The organism is Rhizobium leguminosarum (assembly GCF_004123835.1).
GTDB classification, from domain to species: Bacteria; Pseudomonadota; Alphaproteobacteria; order Rhizobiales; family Rhizobiaceae; genus Rhizobium; species Rhizobium leguminosarum_M.
On sequence record NZ_MZMU01000022.1, the window covers coordinates 107,987 to 124,934 of the forward strand.

At 61.0% G+C, this 16,948-nt stretch carries 18 protein-coding genes; 4 read left to right on the top strand and 14 right to left on the bottom strand.

The window, feature by feature from the left end:
• Nucleotides 1-35: 35 nt before the first annotated feature.
• Together B5P46_RS29220 and B5P46_RS29225 are read left to right on the top strand one after the other, a co-directional pair.
• Entirely contained in the window at nucleotides 36-362 is a 327-nt protein-coding gene (locus tag B5P46_RS29220) for a DUF2934 domain-containing protein (RefSeq protein WP_129421784.1), read from the top strand.
• Between the two features lie 5 nt (nucleotides 363-367).
• Nucleotides 368-787, top strand: a complete 420-nt coding sequence (locus tag B5P46_RS29225; RefSeq protein ID WP_129421858.1) for an HD domain-containing protein — start codon at nucleotides 368-370, stop codon at nucleotides 785-787.
• Nucleotides 788-932: 145 nt separating this feature from the next.
• Here B5P46_RS29225 and B5P46_RS29230 read toward each other — a convergent pair whose 3' ends face one another.
• The 11 genes from B5P46_RS29230 to B5P46_RS29280 form a co-directional block, all read right to left on the bottom strand.
• On the bottom strand, nucleotides 933-1,202 hold the full coding sequence (locus tag B5P46_RS29230; RefSeq protein WP_129421785.1) for a cyclase: 270 nt from the start codon (nucleotides 1,200-1,202) through the stop codon (nucleotides 933-935).
• A gap of 44 nt (nucleotides 1,203-1,246) precedes the next feature.
• Entirely contained in the window at nucleotides 1,247-1,510 is a 264-nt protein-coding gene (locus B5P46_RS29235; RefSeq protein WP_129421786.1) for a hypothetical protein, read from the bottom strand.
• 231 nt (nucleotides 1,511-1,741) lie between these two features.
• Nucleotides 1,742-2,386, bottom strand: coding sequence for an RES family NAD+ phosphorylase (locus B5P46_RS29240; protein WP_129421787.1), 645 nt, complete (start codon nucleotides 2,384-2,386; stop codon nucleotides 1,742-1,744).
• Nucleotides 2,383-3,195, bottom strand: coding sequence for a hypothetical protein (locus tag B5P46_RS29245; protein ID WP_129421788.1), 813 nt, complete (start codon nucleotides 3,193-3,195; stop codon nucleotides 2,383-2,385). Before B5P46_RS29245 ends, B5P46_RS29240 begins: the two co-directional genes overlap by 4 nt.
• Nucleotides 3,196-3,321: 126 nt before the next feature.
• Complete coding sequence (locus B5P46_RS29250) at nucleotides 3,322-5,172, bottom strand: DUF2264 domain-containing protein (protein ID WP_129421789.1); 1,851 nt, start codon at nucleotides 5,170-5,172, stop codon at nucleotides 3,322-3,324.
• 76 nt (nucleotides 5,173-5,248) lie between these two features.
• Complete coding sequence (locus B5P46_RS29255) at nucleotides 5,249-6,523, bottom strand: ABC transporter substrate-binding protein (RefSeq protein WP_129421790.1); 1,275 nt, start codon at nucleotides 6,521-6,523, stop codon at nucleotides 5,249-5,251.
• Nucleotides 6,524-6,563: 40 nt separating this feature from the next.
• The gene (locus tag B5P46_RS29260) at nucleotides 6,564-7,289 is read right to left on the bottom strand and encodes a YesL family protein (protein ID WP_129421791.1); all 726 of its coding nucleotides are present in this window, start codon (nucleotides 7,287-7,289) and stop codon (nucleotides 6,564-6,566) included.
• A gap of 20 nt (nucleotides 7,290-7,309) precedes the next feature.
• Nucleotides 7,310-8,419 (bottom strand): ABC transporter ATP-binding protein, encoded by a 1,110-nt coding sequence (locus B5P46_RS29265; protein WP_129421792.1) that lies wholly within the window; start codon nucleotides 8,417-8,419, stop codon nucleotides 7,310-7,312.
• Between the two features lie 15 nt (nucleotides 8,420-8,434).
• Entirely contained in the window at nucleotides 8,435-9,607 is a 1,173-nt protein-coding gene (locus B5P46_RS29270) for a glycoside hydrolase family 88 protein (protein ID WP_129421793.1), read from the bottom strand.
• A 4-nt stretch (nucleotides 9,608-9,611) separates the two neighbouring features.
• Nucleotides 9,612-10,448: a carbohydrate ABC transporter permease gene (locus tag B5P46_RS29275; RefSeq protein ID WP_129421794.1), complete on the bottom strand. Its 837-nt coding sequence runs from the start codon at nucleotides 10,446-10,448 to the stop codon at nucleotides 9,612-9,614.
• Nucleotides 10,445-11,431 carry a carbohydrate ABC transporter permease gene (locus B5P46_RS29280; protein ID WP_129421795.1) on the bottom strand — a complete coding sequence of 329 codons (987 nt, stop codon included), beginning with the start codon at nucleotides 11,429-11,431 and terminating at the stop codon, nucleotides 10,445-10,447. Before B5P46_RS29280 ends, B5P46_RS29275 begins: the two co-directional genes overlap by 4 nt.
• 131 nt (nucleotides 11,432-11,562) lie before the next feature.
• Between B5P46_RS29280 and B5P46_RS29285 the strand changes: the two genes are divergently transcribed.
• Entirely contained in the window at nucleotides 11,563-13,359 is a 1,797-nt protein-coding gene (locus B5P46_RS29285) for a heparinase II/III domain-containing protein (RefSeq protein ID WP_129421796.1), read from the top strand.
• Between the two features lie 11 nt (nucleotides 13,360-13,370).
• Nucleotides 13,371-14,195, top strand: a complete 825-nt coding sequence (locus B5P46_RS29290) for a carbohydrate-binding protein (protein WP_129421797.1) — start codon at nucleotides 13,371-13,373, stop codon at nucleotides 14,193-14,195.
• Nucleotides 14,196-14,307: 112 nt separating this feature from the next.
• Here B5P46_RS29290 and B5P46_RS29295 read toward each other — a convergent pair whose 3' ends face one another.
• From B5P46_RS29295 to B5P46_RS29305, 3 genes are all read right to left on the bottom strand, one after another.
• On the bottom strand, nucleotides 14,308-15,315 hold the full coding sequence (locus B5P46_RS29295; protein ID WP_129421798.1) for a GlxA family transcriptional regulator: 1,008 nt from the start codon (nucleotides 15,313-15,315) through the stop codon (nucleotides 14,308-14,310).
• Nucleotides 15,312-15,890, bottom strand: coding sequence for an isochorismatase family protein (locus tag B5P46_RS29300; protein WP_206735422.1), 579 nt, complete (start codon nucleotides 15,888-15,890; stop codon nucleotides 15,312-15,314). Before B5P46_RS29300 ends, B5P46_RS29295 begins: the two co-directional genes overlap by 4 nt.
• 123 nt (nucleotides 15,891-16,013) lie before the next feature.
• Nucleotides 16,014-16,742 (bottom strand): FadR/GntR family transcriptional regulator, encoded by a 729-nt coding sequence (locus tag B5P46_RS29305; protein ID WP_129421859.1) that lies wholly within the window; start codon nucleotides 16,740-16,742, stop codon nucleotides 16,014-16,016.
• Between the last annotated feature and the right edge of the window lie 206 nt (nucleotides 16,743-16,948).

Here is a 16,948-nt window from a genome sequence, read left to right on the forward strand (position 1 = left end):
TCGGACGGCTCATCCAAATGCGCTTGGAGGAGATCATGGCTACAGACAAGCACGAGCAGATACGCCAGCGCGCCTACGAGATCTGGGAGGCCGAGGGCCGCCCTGATGGCGCTGACGAGCGCCACTGGCTGCAAGCCTGTGACGAACTGGCAGGCGCGAATGAGCATGAGACGCTGCAGAACCTGCTCGATGAAGACGAAAGGGATGATGCGGCACTGCTTCAAGGCGCCGGTGAGAGCGGCGATCTCGATCGGCGACGGGCGAGGCCTGTTCAGGCCGCCGTGGCTCCCGTCCCTGACATCGAGATGACGACGGGCGAAAAACCTTCCCGGCGGAAGATCAGGAAGACCGAGGGACCGTGATCGCCATGCAGCATCTCGACCATGCCATCCAGATCGCTCTTACAGCCCATGAAGGTAAGGCGGACAAAACCGGCCGGCCGTACTTCGAGCACTGCCAGCGGGTAGCCCTTCTTGTTTCCGGTGACGAGACGCGAACGGTCGCTTACCTTCATGACGTCGTCGAGAAGGGAAGCGGCTGGACGCTCGACAGGCTGAGGGAAGAAGGCTTTCCGCCGGCGATCATCTCCGCGGTGAATGCTCTGACACGGCGGCCGGACGAGCCGGATGACGACTTCGTCAGACGTGCGGCATCAAACCCGCTGGCCTTGCCCGTCAAACGGGCCGATCTCGAAGATAATCTCCGGCAGGCCGAACAAGCTGGCAAGAAAACGGAAAAATACCAGCGCGGCCTGGATCTTCTGCGCGACATCAGGAACGGACAATAGGAACTCGGACAAATTTGCGCAGTTCGCCTGCAACTGCCACCAAGGTCGGCAATCGGCGCAAGAGCGAACTACTCGGCTTTCATGTCATGTGAGCGACCGCAACCTGGCCTCCGCTGTGCAGCGGCGGAGGCCGTTTGGCCCTATTTCATGCTTTGTTGGTAAACCACACCGTCGGGGTGCCGAGTACGCCTCCCGTGCGCATCGCCGTCTTCAGCTCGTCCAGCTTGATGAACGACTGAGCCGCTTCAAGCGTGGCAAACTCATGGGTGACGGTAATATCGTTCGGATTGTCGACGGCTCGATAAACGGCTTGCGCCGTCACCCCATTGGCCTTCTGCACTGGCGAAAAGGCATCATATATCTTGCGCCAGGCGGCGTAGTCGGAGACCTCGTGCCTCACGAATAATGTCGTCATGTCATCCTCCCGCGTTGCATTTCCAAGTCTCGTCGAGATGTGTGTTACGATTGAACGAGGAACGTCATGGTCTCGGGCAAGACGCCGTCACTCGCCATCGCATCGGCCGCTGCCTTGGTCTGCATGAAGGCCATCAACTTTTCCATGTCTGTAACGTCCATGACCAAGCCGACGCGGTTGGACGTTTGAGGGTCTGTAAACGTGCGAATGTTCGTGACGCCAACGGGTTCCAATACCTGTTTGCGGATGGGTGAAGCGAGCCAGTGTTTCGTGTCTTTGACGTCGTGATAGATCATTATGGTGGGCATTGCGGTCTCCTCTCAAGATCTCGGAAACTGAAAGCTGAGTATGCTGCTGCGCTTTGCCGGATTTCAATACAGCAATGTTGCGAAGAGTGGGTTTTTCTTATTCATTAGTTGAAGATATAAATATAATTATTGAGTAATTCGAAAATATTATGCGACGGCGGCGTTGAGCGCGCATTGGTTTTTTGAGAATAGCTTTGGTGACGGTTCCGGAGTCAGCGAGCGTCATTGGCGCTAAGATATGATCGTGATGCCCGCACGGCGCCCATAGTCCCGCAGTTCGAGAAGGAGACCAGCATCCACACCGGCGTCAATGGATTGAACAACATCGAGCCGGTCCTCTGCCATGCGATCCTCGAACAGGATGATGCATTGTTCGGGGTCGCGCTGGCGGGACGTCCAGATCAACCCGTCAATGTCTGCGCGCGCCCGATGAATGGCTTCGGCCCACAGGACGGACTCGCCATATGTCGACTTCGGCGTTTCGATGAGATCCGTTCGATTGAGTTTCCAGGCTTTCAAATCGGCTGCGAAAAGGCTTGCCAACCGTAGATCACGCTTTGGCGCGATGACGCTCACCGTCCGCGCTTCGACGACAGCAAGCCGGAGGGTCTTGAAAGCGGTGGCCGGTTCGATGTCGTGAAAGATCGACTCGAAGGCGGCCGCCTCTCTGCTCGTTGCCGCATAGAGCGTCGCGACACAATTGCCGTGTGCGTCGTTGAACGGTGCAAAGCGCGTCGGCTGTCCCTTGCAGGGATTGAATTGCCCTGCCCGGAACGAAGACAGATGGCTTCGATGAAGCGCCGTACCTGCCTTGATCGTCCGGATGTTGATCGTTGGAAAGGGCGACGGCGGGCTTGGCAGAGGAGGGTGGCTCACCCAATGACCTCTTGCCGTTCACGGGCCGCGGCAGCAGCCACCGCGTCGATATCGTCAAGCGCATCCATGGGCGCCTTGTCGTCCAGCCAGCCGTTCGTTGATACGAACCAGAACGCGCGCTGCCATGGAGACAGGTTTTCCGGAAGCGCCACAAGCGCCTTCTTGATCGCAGGATGCGGCCGTCCATCCCGGAGCTGAAACGCCGGAAAATATTCGGTGCCGCGATGATGTACGGAGAAAATGTCGCCGGCTTTCTTCCAGCGCGCCGCAGTCGCGTACAGGTTTCTCGCGCTTGAGCCGGCGCGGTTTCCGATCTCCGCGCTGGTGAGCTGCGGCACCTCAGCGATGAAACGATCCCTGAGCTCCAGATTGTCCGCTGCGAGCACGCCGCGCGCCTCGCCAAGCTCATCAGGCAGGATAACATCCGCGAGCTTGTTGATCGCGTCTTCCAGCCGGCTTTCTTCCAGCGAGCCGCTGACGCGGACCATCGTCTGGAAGAAGGTCTTGACGGATCGGCGATGTCCTTCCGGGAGATCGGGTTTCAAACGGATCACCACGGAATCGCCAACCGCAACATCCGCCATCGCCCTGGCGAGCTTGGCGAGCTCGGGAGCAGCGGAACGCTCAACGGTCAGCTTCGTCAGCGTCTGCAGGAAGGCATCGGTGAACGCATCCCGCAGAGTGGTTTCATCCGAAGGCTGTTCTGAAGGAGCGCCCTTGCGCCGGCGGCGAGTTGATGGCCCGGTCCCTTCGGCAGCGGCGGTCGACCGGTCAACCATGAGAAATTCGGAAAAGAGAGATTCGGTCATTTTGTTCACGTGAGATGGGTGATAACTATCTTAGTATCACTTAAGTCATGCAAAGTCGATTGCAATGGGCGTCTGCAATCCGAAAGCCCGTACACCTCTGTCGTACCCTGTTCTTCCAACCTCAGGTTACAGCTGAAGGTCGAATGCCGGCACCCGGGTACCTTTCTCAAGAAAGAGCCGCTCCACCTCGTCGAGGCGTGGGCTGGCAGGTGGGTTCTCAAGCGCTTTTACCCAGTTCTCACGGCTGGGCAGGGCCATCGCGGCAGTCACCAGCACGGTGGTTCCGGTGCCGATGTCGCCGCGCAGCTGCGGCAACAGGGTCTTGGCATGGATGAGATTGGTGTTCGGTATCGGGCTCATCGCATGGCCGGCCCTTCGATTGGCCGATAGATCGACGATCGCGCTGACGTCGGTCTGTCCGTACCAGACGGCCCGACCATCGCTTACATCGGAGCGATCGGCATTGAAATCCGCGCGTTCGATCGCAAAGCCGCCCTCGATGGTCATCAGGGTGCGCGGCGTGGCGATGCGGTGCATGCGGATGTGCCACGGGTTTTCGGGAAGCAGCCAGGTTTCGATCACGACATCGCTCCAGGGGCGCCAGCGCGAATAGAGAAGGTCGCCGGCAACCAGCGCCTCTTCGAGGGTTTCCCGCATGCGGAAATGGACGCCGTCGTCGGAGAGGCCGAGCACGCCGTCGAAGCTTGCGGCGGAGAAATTCCGGTCGTCGGCTTCGATGTTGAAGGCGTAGCGCGTGGAATAGACGAATTTCGAATATTTCTCGTGCGCGCCGAGCATCTTGTCGTGCTGCTGCCCTGAGGAGAGCACGACCACGTTTCCCGGCGTGTGCATGGCGACCATTCCCGCCGGCTTCAACGCAACCGGTTCCGGAAATTCCGGCTGCGGTGCCTCCTCGGCGGTCCAGAATGGATGATTCCCTGCAAGGGCGAGCGGCAGGAAGAATTTCAGCGCCCAATAGGGCGAGCCGGGAGAGTTGTAGCTCTCGCTCATGAAGAGGTTCGGATAGCCGTAGCCGACCGAGAGAACGCCGTCGCGATCGGCAATCGGCATCGCCGACCACCATCGGATATGGCGCATGTAATAGCCCTTGATCTCCGCCCAGGGCAGCGCTTCGACGCCGGCAAAGGCAAGCGCGCCCCAGAAACCGCCCGCCGCGAAGCGGTAGGTCTGGCTGCGGCCGAAGGCAAGGGCTGCCCCATCGGGGCCGAACCAGTGGCGAATATCCCCGGCGAATGTCCGCGCGCGATCGCGGAAGCGATCCTTGCGCGCCTCGTCGCCCTTGGCCAGCACCGCATAGATCAGGCCGTAGAAATGCATGGCGAAGGGAATGTAGTGATCGACCCGTCGGACCGGCCCGTCGCGATACCAGCCTTCTCCGAGGTCGAAGGCCTCCAGCTCGTCGAGATAGGTGAGGGTTTTCCGGTGATCGAACGCCACGCTCACGCGTTCCAGCCCGAGGTCGATGAGCACACGGAAGAATTTCCAGTTGTTGTCGATGAATTCCAGCTCGCGCGCTCTGAGAAGATAGGCAGCGACCGTCTTCTTCTCGCTGTCGTCAAGCGGTTCCCAGATGTGCTCGGGCACGAGCGCCAGGGCGAAGCCGACGGCGGCGAGTTCGACCAGCCGCTGATTGCGGTCGGCAAGATCGCCCCAATATTCGGGATGAGCGGGATTGGTGCCGTTTGCCAGCCCGCGGCGATAGAGATGCCAGTGCGGGAACGCGCCGCCGCCGGCAGCGAGCGGAACGATCCCCCAAAGCGGCCGCGCAAATCCCTCCAGATCCGCCGCCGCCCGATCGAAGATCGCGCCGGCCGCACCGAGGCGCACACGGGCGCCGCCTTCGGAAAAATACGGCAGCAGCGGTTCGAAGAGATCGGTGACGGCCTTGGCGAGGTCGTCGCGTGTCTTTAGGGGATTGCCGAAAAGCGGATTGGCCCGGGCGGGATCATATATCATTGGCAGGCTCGAAACTCATGAAAGCAGGATCGGCCGCGGGCAGATATTCCCCGCGGCCGTCGACATTTCTTGACGCTTACTTGATGGCCTTCACGCCTTCGGTCATTTCCTTCAGCCCGTCATCGACGGAGGTGCTGTCGGTCATGATCGCGTCATGCGCACGGTTGAGCACGACCTCGATCTTGGCGGCGTTCGGGTTGACCGCCATCTCCAGGTAGGTTTTCGACGGCTTCAGCGCCTCCTTGCTGGCCGCATCCTCAGGAAAGCCGGGTGTTGCCGCGATCTTGGCGCTGACATCATCCGTCTTGAGCGCAGGGAAGGTGCCCGTCGACGCGATAACTGCTGCGCCCTCAGGACCGGTGACGAACTTGATGAAATCGAGCGCGGCCTCCTTGTGAACGGAATTGGCGTTGACCGCCAGGCCCGAGATCTGCGCAGCGGTCGTGCCGGTTGCCACACCGTCGGGATGCGGGAACTTGACGATGCCCCAGTTCTTGCTCTTCGATTCACCCGATTTCACCTTGGTGATCTGGGTGCCGACGAACCAGGTTCCCATCGGCAGCATGCCGATCGTGCCATTGAAGAAGAGCGCCGAATAATGTGTGTTCGAGGTCTTCAGGAAGGCATAGGAGGGAATCGCACCATCCTTCTGCAGGGTCAGCGCCCTCTCGTACCAGGGCTTCAGGAAGCCGTAGTCGCCGTCGACCAGCGTGTGTTTTCCGTCGAGGATGGCGGGCAGCTGAACGGTCGAGCGCCAGGTATGCAGAAGCGCGCCGTAGGTCTTGTTGGTGCCCATGCCGCCTGAAAGCTTCTCGGCGGTCTCGTCGAACTGCGCCCAGGTCATGTCATTGGTGGGGTAGGCGACGCCGGCTTTGTCGAATATGTCCTTGTTGTAATAGACGACCCAGAAGTCGGAGCGGAACGGCAGCGAATAGATCTTGCCATCGATGGTCAGCTCCTCGATCAGGCCGCCATAGGGAGCCGGGTCGATCTTCTGATCCTTCACGAAGCCGCTGAGATCGGCGATGTTGCCGGCGCGCACCAGATTGGTGTACCCCGGCACGTCCTTGACGGTAACGATGTCGATGTCCTTGGAGCCGCCGGTCAGCTGCGTCGAGATCATCTGCTGATAGTCCTGCGAGCCGAGGTCCATCGGCTCGAACTTCACGTTGGGGTGTTTGGCCTGATAGGCCTCGATCAGCGGTTTGTAATAGGCGGTCTTGTCCCAGTCCCACAAAGCCCATTTGAGCGTCACGGCGTCCTGGGCAAGCGCTGCCCCGGCCGTCATCGCCGCCAAGGTGAAACCTGCCACGGCAAGTTTCACCGTCCCCCCGAATTTATCCAAATACATTCCCGTTCTCCTTCCCTGGATCATCTCTGGATCAGTTATTTTATGAAGCGTCTCGTCTATGCGGTTCGCGGTGCGGCTGTGTTGCGTTTGGCAGGTCTAGAACCGTCACCGCCGCCCGATGGACGCCGAATGCGACGGCGAACATTCCGAGTGAAAAATTGAAGGTTGCCGGCATGAACACCGAAACCGGATAGAAGAGGACATGCGCCAGCCAGAGGCTGGCGGTAAAGGCGAGGGCGGCGAGCGCCGGGAGCGGACGGATGAGGGAGGCGAGCGCGGCCAGGCGCAGCAGCCTCAGAGCCGGCAGATCGCGCATCACCATGAGAATGATGAGATGGCAGGCGAGGACCGCGACATAGGCAGTTGCGACGAGGGCGATCGTCAGCGGTGCGCTCAGCAATAGGTTGTCGCGTGCGCCTGCGGCATAGGTGAGGATCGCATAGAGGCCGATTGCGAGCGCGCTGCCCAACGCCAGGCCCCAGGCGGTGGCGCGCCAGAAGTAGCGCAGAAAAGCTTCCGTGAAGTCCCGTAGCAGATAGGTGTTGCGATCTTCCACCAAGGCGACCGAGACCCGGGCCATGGCGGCGAGCGCTGCCGGCAGGGTCACGACGAAGAGGGCGGCCAGGATGAAGAGGATGTTCAGCTTGACCATCTCCCACCACTCGCGGACGAGGATCTCGGCAAACAGGGCAAGGCCGGCCCTCTTCGGAGCATCCTTCGGAATGCCCGGCCCCTCCCTCGTCCACATGTCCCGCAACCACTGCATAGCCATCTCCCGCAGGCATCTCAGTATAGAATCGAGCGTTCCGTTTCCTTGTCGAACAGCTGAGCATTGCTCATATCGGCGACCAGCGTCGCCTCCTCGCCGATATCGGGCCGGTAGCGCGGTGAGACGCGGGCGATGAGATTGCGCCCGCCCGCGACCATATTCAGGTGCACTTCCGAACCCATGGGCTCGGCAAGCTCCACCACCGCCTTGAGCGGCGCCAGATTCTCGGGCGGAATGTCGGCCGGCGGCAATTCGTGGAAATTCTCCGGACGGATGCCGAGCACCAGTTCGCGACCCTCATAGAGCGCGATCCGGCCCTTGTCGAAATGGGCGGGCAGCGGCAATTCCGTGCCGTCGAATACCACGACATAGCCATCGCCTCGGCGCAGGATGGTCGAGGGCAGCATGTTCATCTGCGGTGCGCCGATGAAGCCGGCGACGAACATGTTGACGGGGCGGTCATAGAGGTTCTGCGGCGTGTCGACCTGCTGGATGTGCCCGTCTTTCATGACGACGATCCGGTCCGCCATGGTCATGGCCTCCACCTGGTCGTGAGTGACATAGATGAAGGTGGCATTGAGGCGCTTGTGCAGCTTGGTGATTTCGGAGCGCATCGTGCCGCGCAGCTTGGCGTCGAGATTGGAAAGCGGTTCGTCGAGAAGGAAGACGGCCGGATTGCGCACCATGGCGCGGCCGAGCGCGACGCGCTGGCGCTGCCCGCCCGAAAGCGCCTTCGGCTTGCGGTTCAGGAGATGGCTGATGTCGAGGATTCTGGCGGCGTCCTGCACCTGGGCATCGATGAAGTCGCGCGACACCTTCCTGAGCTGCAACCCGAAAGCCATGTTCTTGTAGACGGTCATATGCGGATAGAGCGCATAGTTCTGGAAGACCATGGCGATATCCCGGTCCTTGGAAGGAACGTCGTTCATGACGTCGCCGCCGATTTTGAGCTCTCCTCCCGATATTTCCTCGAGGCCGGCGATCATCCGCAGCGTCGTCGATTTGCCGCAGCCCGACGGGCCGACCAGGATGATGAACTCCTTGTCTGCGATCTCGAGGTCGATGTCGTGGACGACGGTGAGCGCACCGTAGCTCTTGTTCAGCTCTTTAAGCGAAATGCTGGCCATTGGGTTCTCCTGAATTCACCAATAGGAAGACCAGCTGCGCGAAAGGCGCGTCAAAGCTTCCATGTAATAATAATCTCCCCAGGAGACGCATTCATCGACACCCTCGCCGCGGCAGGTGTTGAACGGCGATTTCTTCGAATAGGTGGCGTGCAGTACCAGGCCGTTGGAGACAGTGGGATCCTTGACCGCATAATGATCCGCAAGGCTCTTCATCATGCGGCGTGCCAGCGTACGATAGCGTGCGGCTGGTTCCGGCTCGACGAGATCGGCCATCTCCAGAAGGCCGCAGGCGGTGATCGACGCCGACGAGCTGTCGCGCGGCTCACCGTCGCCGTCCGAAAAGACGAGATCCCAATAGGGCACCATGTCGGCCGGCAGGCGGTTGAGATAGAAGGCGAGCAGCCGTTCGAAGGTTTGGCGATATTCGTCGAGCCGCTCATAACGATAGGAAAGCGCCATGCCTGCTATGCCCCAGGCCTGGCCGCGCGCCCAGGCGCTGTCGTCCCTGTAGCCCTGCTTGGTGGCGCCGCGCACCGGCGCGCCCGTGACCAGGTCCATGTAGAAGGTGTGGTAGGTAGAATCGTCTGCTCGCACCGAATTGGCGAGCGTGGTGCGGGCGTGCGTGAGCGCGATCTCGCGATATTTCGGATCGCCGGTCTCGCGGCTTGCCCAATAGAGGAGCGGCAGGTTCAAGAGGCAGTCGATGATATAGCGGTATTCTTCTGCCTTGCCCTTGTGGCCCCAGGCCTGGATGAACTGGCCGACCGGCTGGAAGCGTTCGATCAGCTGGTCGGCGGCCAGGATGGCGGCCTTGCGGCCATCCTCATCTCCGACGAGCTTCCAGGCGGCAATACAGGAGGGCGAATAGAGAAAGCCCATGTCGTGATGATCAGTCTCGATGCGGTTCACGATCCGATGCAGGAACGACTGGACCTGGATCTGCGCGGCATCGCGGAAAACCGCTTCGCCGCTATGCTCGAAAGCGAGCCACAGCTCTCCGGGCCAGAAACCCGCGGTCCATTGGTCGTTCGCCACTGCGGGATAGAAATTGCCGACACTCGAATGGTTCTGTGAGGCATGGGTAAACTGGGGGAGGTTGCGCCTGATCTGCTCGACGGCAAGATCGAGCGCGGCTTTGACCTCCGGATCGGTGATCGGCTGCGGGGCGACGGACGAGACAGCGTTCATGGATTTAACCCTTCAGTCCCGTCGAGGCGATGCCCTCGACGAAGAAGCGCTGGAGAGAGAGGAAGACGACGAGAACCGGAATGAGGGCGACGACGGAGGCCGCCATGATCAGCCCGTATTCGGCCGAATATTGCGAGATGAACATGCGCAGTCCGATCTGGACAGTCTTCAGCTCAGTCTTGGTGAGGTAGATCATCGGCCCGAGAAAATCGTTCCAGGTGGTGACGAAGGTGAAGATCGTCAGCGTCGAGAGCGCGGGCTTCGACAGCGGCAGCATGATGCGCGCCCAGATCTGATACTCGTTCATGCCGTCGATGCGGGCCGCCTCGCAGAGTTCGGTCGGGATCGACATGTAGAACTGCCGCATCAGGAAGACGCCGAAGGCGGTGAAGGCCTGCAGGCAGATCAGCGCCAGATGCGTGTTGTTGAGGCCGAATTCGCGCATCAGCAGGAATTGCGGCACCATATAGACCTGCCAGGGCATGGCGATGGTGGCGATATAGCCGAGGAACAGGGTGTTCTTGTAGGGAAAATTCAGCTTGGCGAAGGCGTAGGCCGCAAAGCTTGAGGTCAGCAACTGAAGCAGCGTCACGATGATCGTCAGCTTCGAGGTATTGTAGATGAAAAGCGCAAGCGGGATCTTTGTCCAGATGTCGACGTAGTTCTGCCATTGCGGTTGCGACGGTATCCACTCGATCGGGAAAGCGAATACGTCGCGGCTGAGCTTCAGGGATGCCGAAAGCATCCAGGCAAAGGGCATCAGCATGATGAGCGTGACGGCGATGACGATGGCGTAGATCGCGACCGATCTGACGGTCACCTTGCGCCCGGCGATCCTCATGCCTCGTCCTCCCTCTGGCGGTGGAACTGGAAGACGGTGACGGCGAGCACGAGGAAGAACAGCACCAGCGAAACCATGCTGGAATAGCCGAGATCCCAGGAAATGAAGGCCTCGTTATAGATGTGGTAGACGAGGACGAGCGTCGAGGTGCCGGGCCCGCCCTGGGTGATCATGTAGATCTGGTCGAATACCTTGAAGGACTGGATCGTCAGCATCACGGTGACGAAGAAGGTCGTCGGCCCAAGCTGCGGCACGGTGACATGGATGAACTTCTGCCAGGAATTGGCGCCATCGAGATCGGCGGCCTCATAGAGCTCCGAATTGATGCCCTGCAGGCCGGCCAGATAGATGACCATGTAATAGCCCATGTTCTTCCAGATGCCGAAGAGGATCACGGTCACCATCGCCCAGTGGCGATCGGCCGCCCATCCCGGCATGTTCTTGGGATCGAGGCCGAGCGTGTAGAGGATCATGTTCACCGGTCCCATCTCGGGATTGAAGATCATGTTCCAGACAACCGCGACGGCCACCAGCGAAGCGACATAGGGAAAGAACATCGCCGTGCGGAAGAAGTCGCGCCCGGCGATCTTCTGGTTGAGAAGAACGGCGAGGCCGAGCGCACAGATGAGCGTCGCCGGCACGGAGGCGACCGTATAGATCACCGTGTTCCAGAACGCCGCGATGAAGGCCTTGTCCTCGAAGAGCCGCCAGAAATTATCCAGCCCGGCGAAGGTGATCGCATTCGAGCCGTCCCAATGCATGAAGGCGAGCGCGAAGGCGAACAGGATCGGGCCGAGCGTGAAGACGGCAAAGCCGATGAAATTCGGGGCAATGAAGGAGTAGGCGACGAGCGCGCTGCGTATCCTGCGCTGCCGCTTGGACAAGACCGCAGCCTTCCGACGAGAAGTTGCCGGAGCGCCATCCGCCGCGATGACCGAATTCGATAGGGACACCGATGCCTCCTCTTCCTCCCGCAACCACATAGCACATATCCGTTATTGGTCAAACAAGTTCTAAATAGATCATACGAATTTCATGGAAAGCGCAAAACACATATGATAGGTGAGCATGAGAACCAAGCGCTCATCGATGCTTTTCCAATGCGGGGAGGGATATGTTCAGCGAGATTTCAAAGGAGCTCCCGGATGTGCTGGGCGACTTCACGCCCGGGGCGGTCGGCTCCGATCGCCCCAGATGGAACTCCGTGCCGCAGGCGGTACGGGAGCTGGTCATTGGCGAGGCCGAAGAGACGCTTGCGCGCGCATGGCCGCTGATTACGGCGTCAGACTACCGGGAGTTCACCGCGACAGGCGACCGCGCGCGCTTCGAGGCACTCTATTTCACGCGCCGCCGGATGCTCAACAATCTGGTGCTCGGCGAACTCATCGAAGGCGGGGCGCGCTTCCTGCCGAAGATCGTCGACGGCATCTTCCTCATTGCGGAGGAGAGCGGCTGGCAGCTTCCGGCGCATAACGCCTATGAACGAAGCGGCGCACGCCTGCCGCTTCCTGACACTTCGCAGCCTGTCGTCGATCTCTTCGCCGCCGAAACGGCCGCCCTGCTTGCCACCGTCGTCGCATTGCTTCGCGACGAGCTCGATGGCATGAGCCCCGAGATTACGGCACGCGTCGAGCGCGAGATCGAGATCCGCATCCTCTCGCCCTATCTCGGTCGGCACTTCTGGTGGATGGGCCGCGGTGAGGAGCGTATGAACAACTGGACGGCCTGGATAAGCCAGAACGTCCTGTTGACGGTCTTCTCCCTGAGGACAGATCAGCCCACGCGTCACGCCGTCGTCAAAAAGGCGCTCGGCAGCCTCGACGCCTTCCTGAAGGACTATGCCGAGGACGGCGCCTGCGAGGAGGGCGTGCTCTATTATCGCCACGCCGCGCTCTGCCTGCATGGGGCTTTGACCATCCTGGATAGGGTGGCGCCGGGCCTGTTCGGCCGATTTTGGCAACAGCCGAAGATCCGCAACATGGCCGAATATATCGCTCACATGCATGTGGCCGGCCGCCACTATTTCAACTTCGCGGATTCCTCCGCTGTGGTCGAACCCTGCAGCGCGCGGGAATACCTGTTCGGACGGGCGGTCGGCTCCGAGATGCTGGCTGAGTTCGCTGCAGCCGACAGAGCCGCTTCCGACAATCCCCACCTGCCCGGGGAATGGAACCTCTGGTATCGCGTGCAGGAACTGCTGGTCGCCCCTGCAATCCCTGCCGCCGTCGAGCCACATCCTGCATCCGGGCGCGATATCTTCTATCCCGGCATCGGCCTGTTCATCGCCCGCGACGAGCAATTTTCGCTTGCGGTCAAGGGCGGCAATAATGGCGAGGGCCACAATCATAACGATGTCGGGAGCGTGACGCTCTACAAGAACGGACGTCCGTTCCTGATCGATGTCGGGGTGGAGACCTATACCGCAAAGACCTTTTCGGCGCGGCGCTACGAGATCTGGACGATGCAGTCGGCGTTCCACAACCTGCCGACATTCGCAGACGTCATGCAGTCGGCCGGCGAAACATTCGGCGCGAGCGACGTCGAGGTCGAGTTTGACGAGGAGCACGCGCGCATATCGCTCGATATATCAGGCGCCTATCCCCCCGAAGCGCAGCTGCATAGCTATCGGCGCGTCGTTTCGCTGCTGCGCGGGCGCCATGTCGAGATCGTCGACAGCTATGACGGAGGCGAGCCGGCGGTTCTGTCGCTGATGACATGCGTGGCGCCGACCGTCACCCCGGACAGGATCGATCTCGCCGACCTCGGCAGCATTTTCGTCGATGGCGGCGGCGAGATCGAAATCGACGAAAACGGCGTGGAGGACGCGCGGCTGAGATCGGCCTGGCCCGGGAAAATCTACCGGCTGCGCGTGCCGTTTGCCGGCCGGCTTCTGAGATTGCGGATCGTATGAGGAGGGCGAGCATGGAATTGACACTGAAGATCGTGGATGCCGATGGGGCGTTGCTGGCGAGTTCCACAGGCCGGGACGAGACGTTCCTGGTCTATCGCCAGAGCTATCGCGAAGGCGATCGCGTGGTCGTGGAGGTTTCCGAGCCCGGGCATGTCTTCCTCGCCCTTGATGGCGCGATCCAACCCGGCCTGGTCTATATGAAGGAATGCGCCTATTCGCTCGCCGTACCCTTCGGCGACAAACGCAAGCCCTATTCGCCGAATGCCTTCAGGGGCGATATCCACCGGCTTTCAGCGCGAAGCACACGCCTTGACGAGATCGTCCATCGGCGCAATCTCGCCCTGAACCCCTGGGACGATCACGCCAATCGGACGCTGTTTCCGCATGCGCGCGCCAATGTCGAGACCCGGGGCGAAGCGGTGTTTGCCGCGCGCAACGCGATCGACGGTGAGAAGGCCAACGACGATCACGGCTTCTGGCCCTATACGAGCTGGGGCATCAATCGCGATCCGCAAGCAGCACTGACGGTAGAATTCGGCAGGCCGGTCAGGATCGACGAGATCGCTTTCTATCTTCGGGCCGATTTTCCGCACGATTCCTGGTGGGAAAAGGTCAGCCTCACCTTCTCGAACGGCAAGACCTCCTGTTTTCCGCTGGTGAAATCAGGCGCCGCCCAGGCCTTTCCGATAGAGCCCTGCATCGTCGAATGGGTGGAACTGCACGGTCTGATCAAGGCCGAGGACGCCTCGCCCTATCCGGCGCTGACCCAGATCGAAATCTGGGGAACCGAGGCGCTAGAACAGGATGATTTTAGGCCGGGTCGGCCTAAAATCTGAATCCTGTTCTAAGTTAATAGTTAGAGCATGATGTCGTCCGAAAACCGCTCACACTTTTCGGCATCATGCTCTAGGCGCCGGGCTCAACCCGTCCGCCCTTCCCATTGCGCTATTAGCCTGCCGGCAGCCTTGAGCGCGCCGCGCTCGGCGGGCCGTCATTCAGACGGTTCCAGGCGCGGCGGAGCTGCCGCGCCGAGCCGAAGCCGGCGCGCATCGCGACGGCCTCCATGTCCATCCGTGAGCCGGAGAGCATCTCGCGGGCGAGAGCGACCCGCATACGGTTGACAAAGTCCGTAACGCTCATGCCTGTCTGCTCGTTGAACAGTCGTGAAAGGTTGCGCGGGCTGGCACCGCTGAGGCGGGCAAGGGACGCCACCGACCAGTCCTGAGTGGGGTTGGCGACCACCGCATCCTGCGCACGGTGAATGACCGGGTGAATATGGTTGCGACCTTCGAGCCAGGGCGAAAGTTGCGGATCCGAGCCGCCGCGCCTGAGATAGACGACAAGATATCGCGCCACCGCAAGCGCGCAGGCATGCCCCGCCGCTTCGGCAACGATGTGCAACATGAGGTCTATGCCGGCGGTGATGCCGGCGCTCGTGAGGCGGTCTCCGTCCTCGACATAGAGCCGGTTGTCCCGGACGCGCGCGGTGGGCGCGAGCCTTGCGAGATCCTCTATGCAGGCGTGATGGGTGGTACACTCGCGGCCGTCGAGCATTCCGGCCTCGGCGGCGAGCAATGCCCCCGAGCAGATCGAAGCCAGTCGAATTCCCGGACGGATGGCGCGCTTCAGCCATACGACAATGGCAGCCTGGTCGGCGCGTTCCTGTTCGTTCCACGGACGGCTGTTTGCCATCGGGGCGTCGGCGCTGCCGGCAATGACGACAAGCGCGCCATCGGGCAAGCGCTCGGGTAACGCGGCGACGCCCGTGACGGCAAGACCGATCGAGCTGCCGACCGTCGCGGATGGGCCGATATAGGCGACGGTAAAGCGTACTGTGCGCTGTTCGAGGTTCGCCTTGCGCAGCACTTCGATCGGGCCGGCCACGTCGAGCAGCAGCACGCGCGGCGGCACGACGACGAAGACCGGAATATCGAAGGGCTGCGCGGCGTCCGTCATGCGGCGAGCGACTTTCCGCGCCCGGCCAGGGCCTGTTCGACGGTCGCGATCCGAGCGAAACGGCCTGAGAGGACCAGCTCGGTCCGGTCCCGGATTTCCTTGGCGCTCCACGCGCGTCCTGCGGCGTCGGTCATCGGGAAGGTCAGGGTCGCTTCGCCGACATAGTCGACTTGATAGCCGAGATCCGAGGCATGGCGGGTCGTGGTCTCGCAGCACTGTTCGGTGCGGATGCCGGAGACGAGGATACGACGGACGCCGTTCTCGGTCAGCCACACGTCGAGACCGGAACCGACCAGGGCGCTATGGCGCCTCTTCCTGAACGTCGCCTTGGAAGCGATCCTGAGCGGGGCGAGTGTGCTGACGAACCCGGATGCTTCCGAAAACGGCCCATTTTCATCGACATGGAAGATCTGGATGATGGGTATTCCATCGGCTTCCGCGCCGTCGATCAGAGCCTGCTGACGATCGATATAGGCGGAAGCGAGGTTTTCATCCCAGTAATCGCGGTGTCTGAAGGACTCCTGGGCGTCGATAACGAGAAGGATAGTATCATGGTCGGACATTTCTTGCTCCATGGAGGTTGATCATGAAGCTATATTCGGCGATTTGATGGCATGGGAAAATGCGCGCGCCGGACAAATAGCGGACAATTCGCGCCAATAGCCGCGGACGTTTCCAGGCCGTTCCGGGATCGACTGTCAGCTCGTAAAGCTTCGCAGATCCTTCAGCAGGTTGCGGTACCTTGCCTGGCTGCCGACCAGGTGCTCGCGCATGGCGTTGCGGGCGGCCTGGTCGTCTCTGTCCGAAATGGCGACGACGATTGCCTCGTGCTCCCTGTGGATCAGCTTTCGATAGGCGGTCTGTTCGGCCGTCCTTGATTCCGGGACGAGCCTCGACTGCGGGATGATCGCAGAGCCCTGCGATTCCAGGAACTGCCTGAACAGCGGATTGTTCGTGGCTTCGGCGATTGCGGCATGGAGCTCGAGATCCGCATCGCGAATGGATTGATCGCTCTCAATGCACTGGAGAATTTTCCGGTGGCATTCGAATATCGCCTCCTCCTGTGCCGGCGAGCGGCGCAGGGCTGCAAGGCCCGCCGCCTCGATTTCGACAGGCGTTCTGATCTCGAGTACCTCAAGATCGGAGGCGACGCGGGCCTTGTCGACTTTCCGGGCGGAGAGCGCCGGATCGGCACCGAGTACGAAGATCCCAGCCCCCTGGCGCACCTCGACAAGCCCGTCGGAGCGAAGTGCTGCCACGGCCTCGCGCACGACGGTGCGGCTGACGCTGTGCGTTTCGGTCAGCTCGTGCTCGCTCGGAAGCTTGTCGCCGGCGGAATACTGGCCGCTCAATATGGCTTGCCGGAGGCTTTCGCCGACCTGTGAGACCAGCGACCCGGAGCCTTTGCTGCGATCCTTCATCTGCATAGCCACGCCTGACCCCCGCCTCGGCTTTGATCCGCATGCCGTTCAAACGCGCGGCATCGCGAAAATCACGATTCATCACACATGTATGACAAATTTCTCTGTCTTTCAATGGAGGGCAGCGCTTGTCCCTGCCTGTTGTGCCGGCAGGGCTGCGGCGATTGGATATAACGGAGATTATTCGCTATGATTGGGCGATCGAGAAGGGA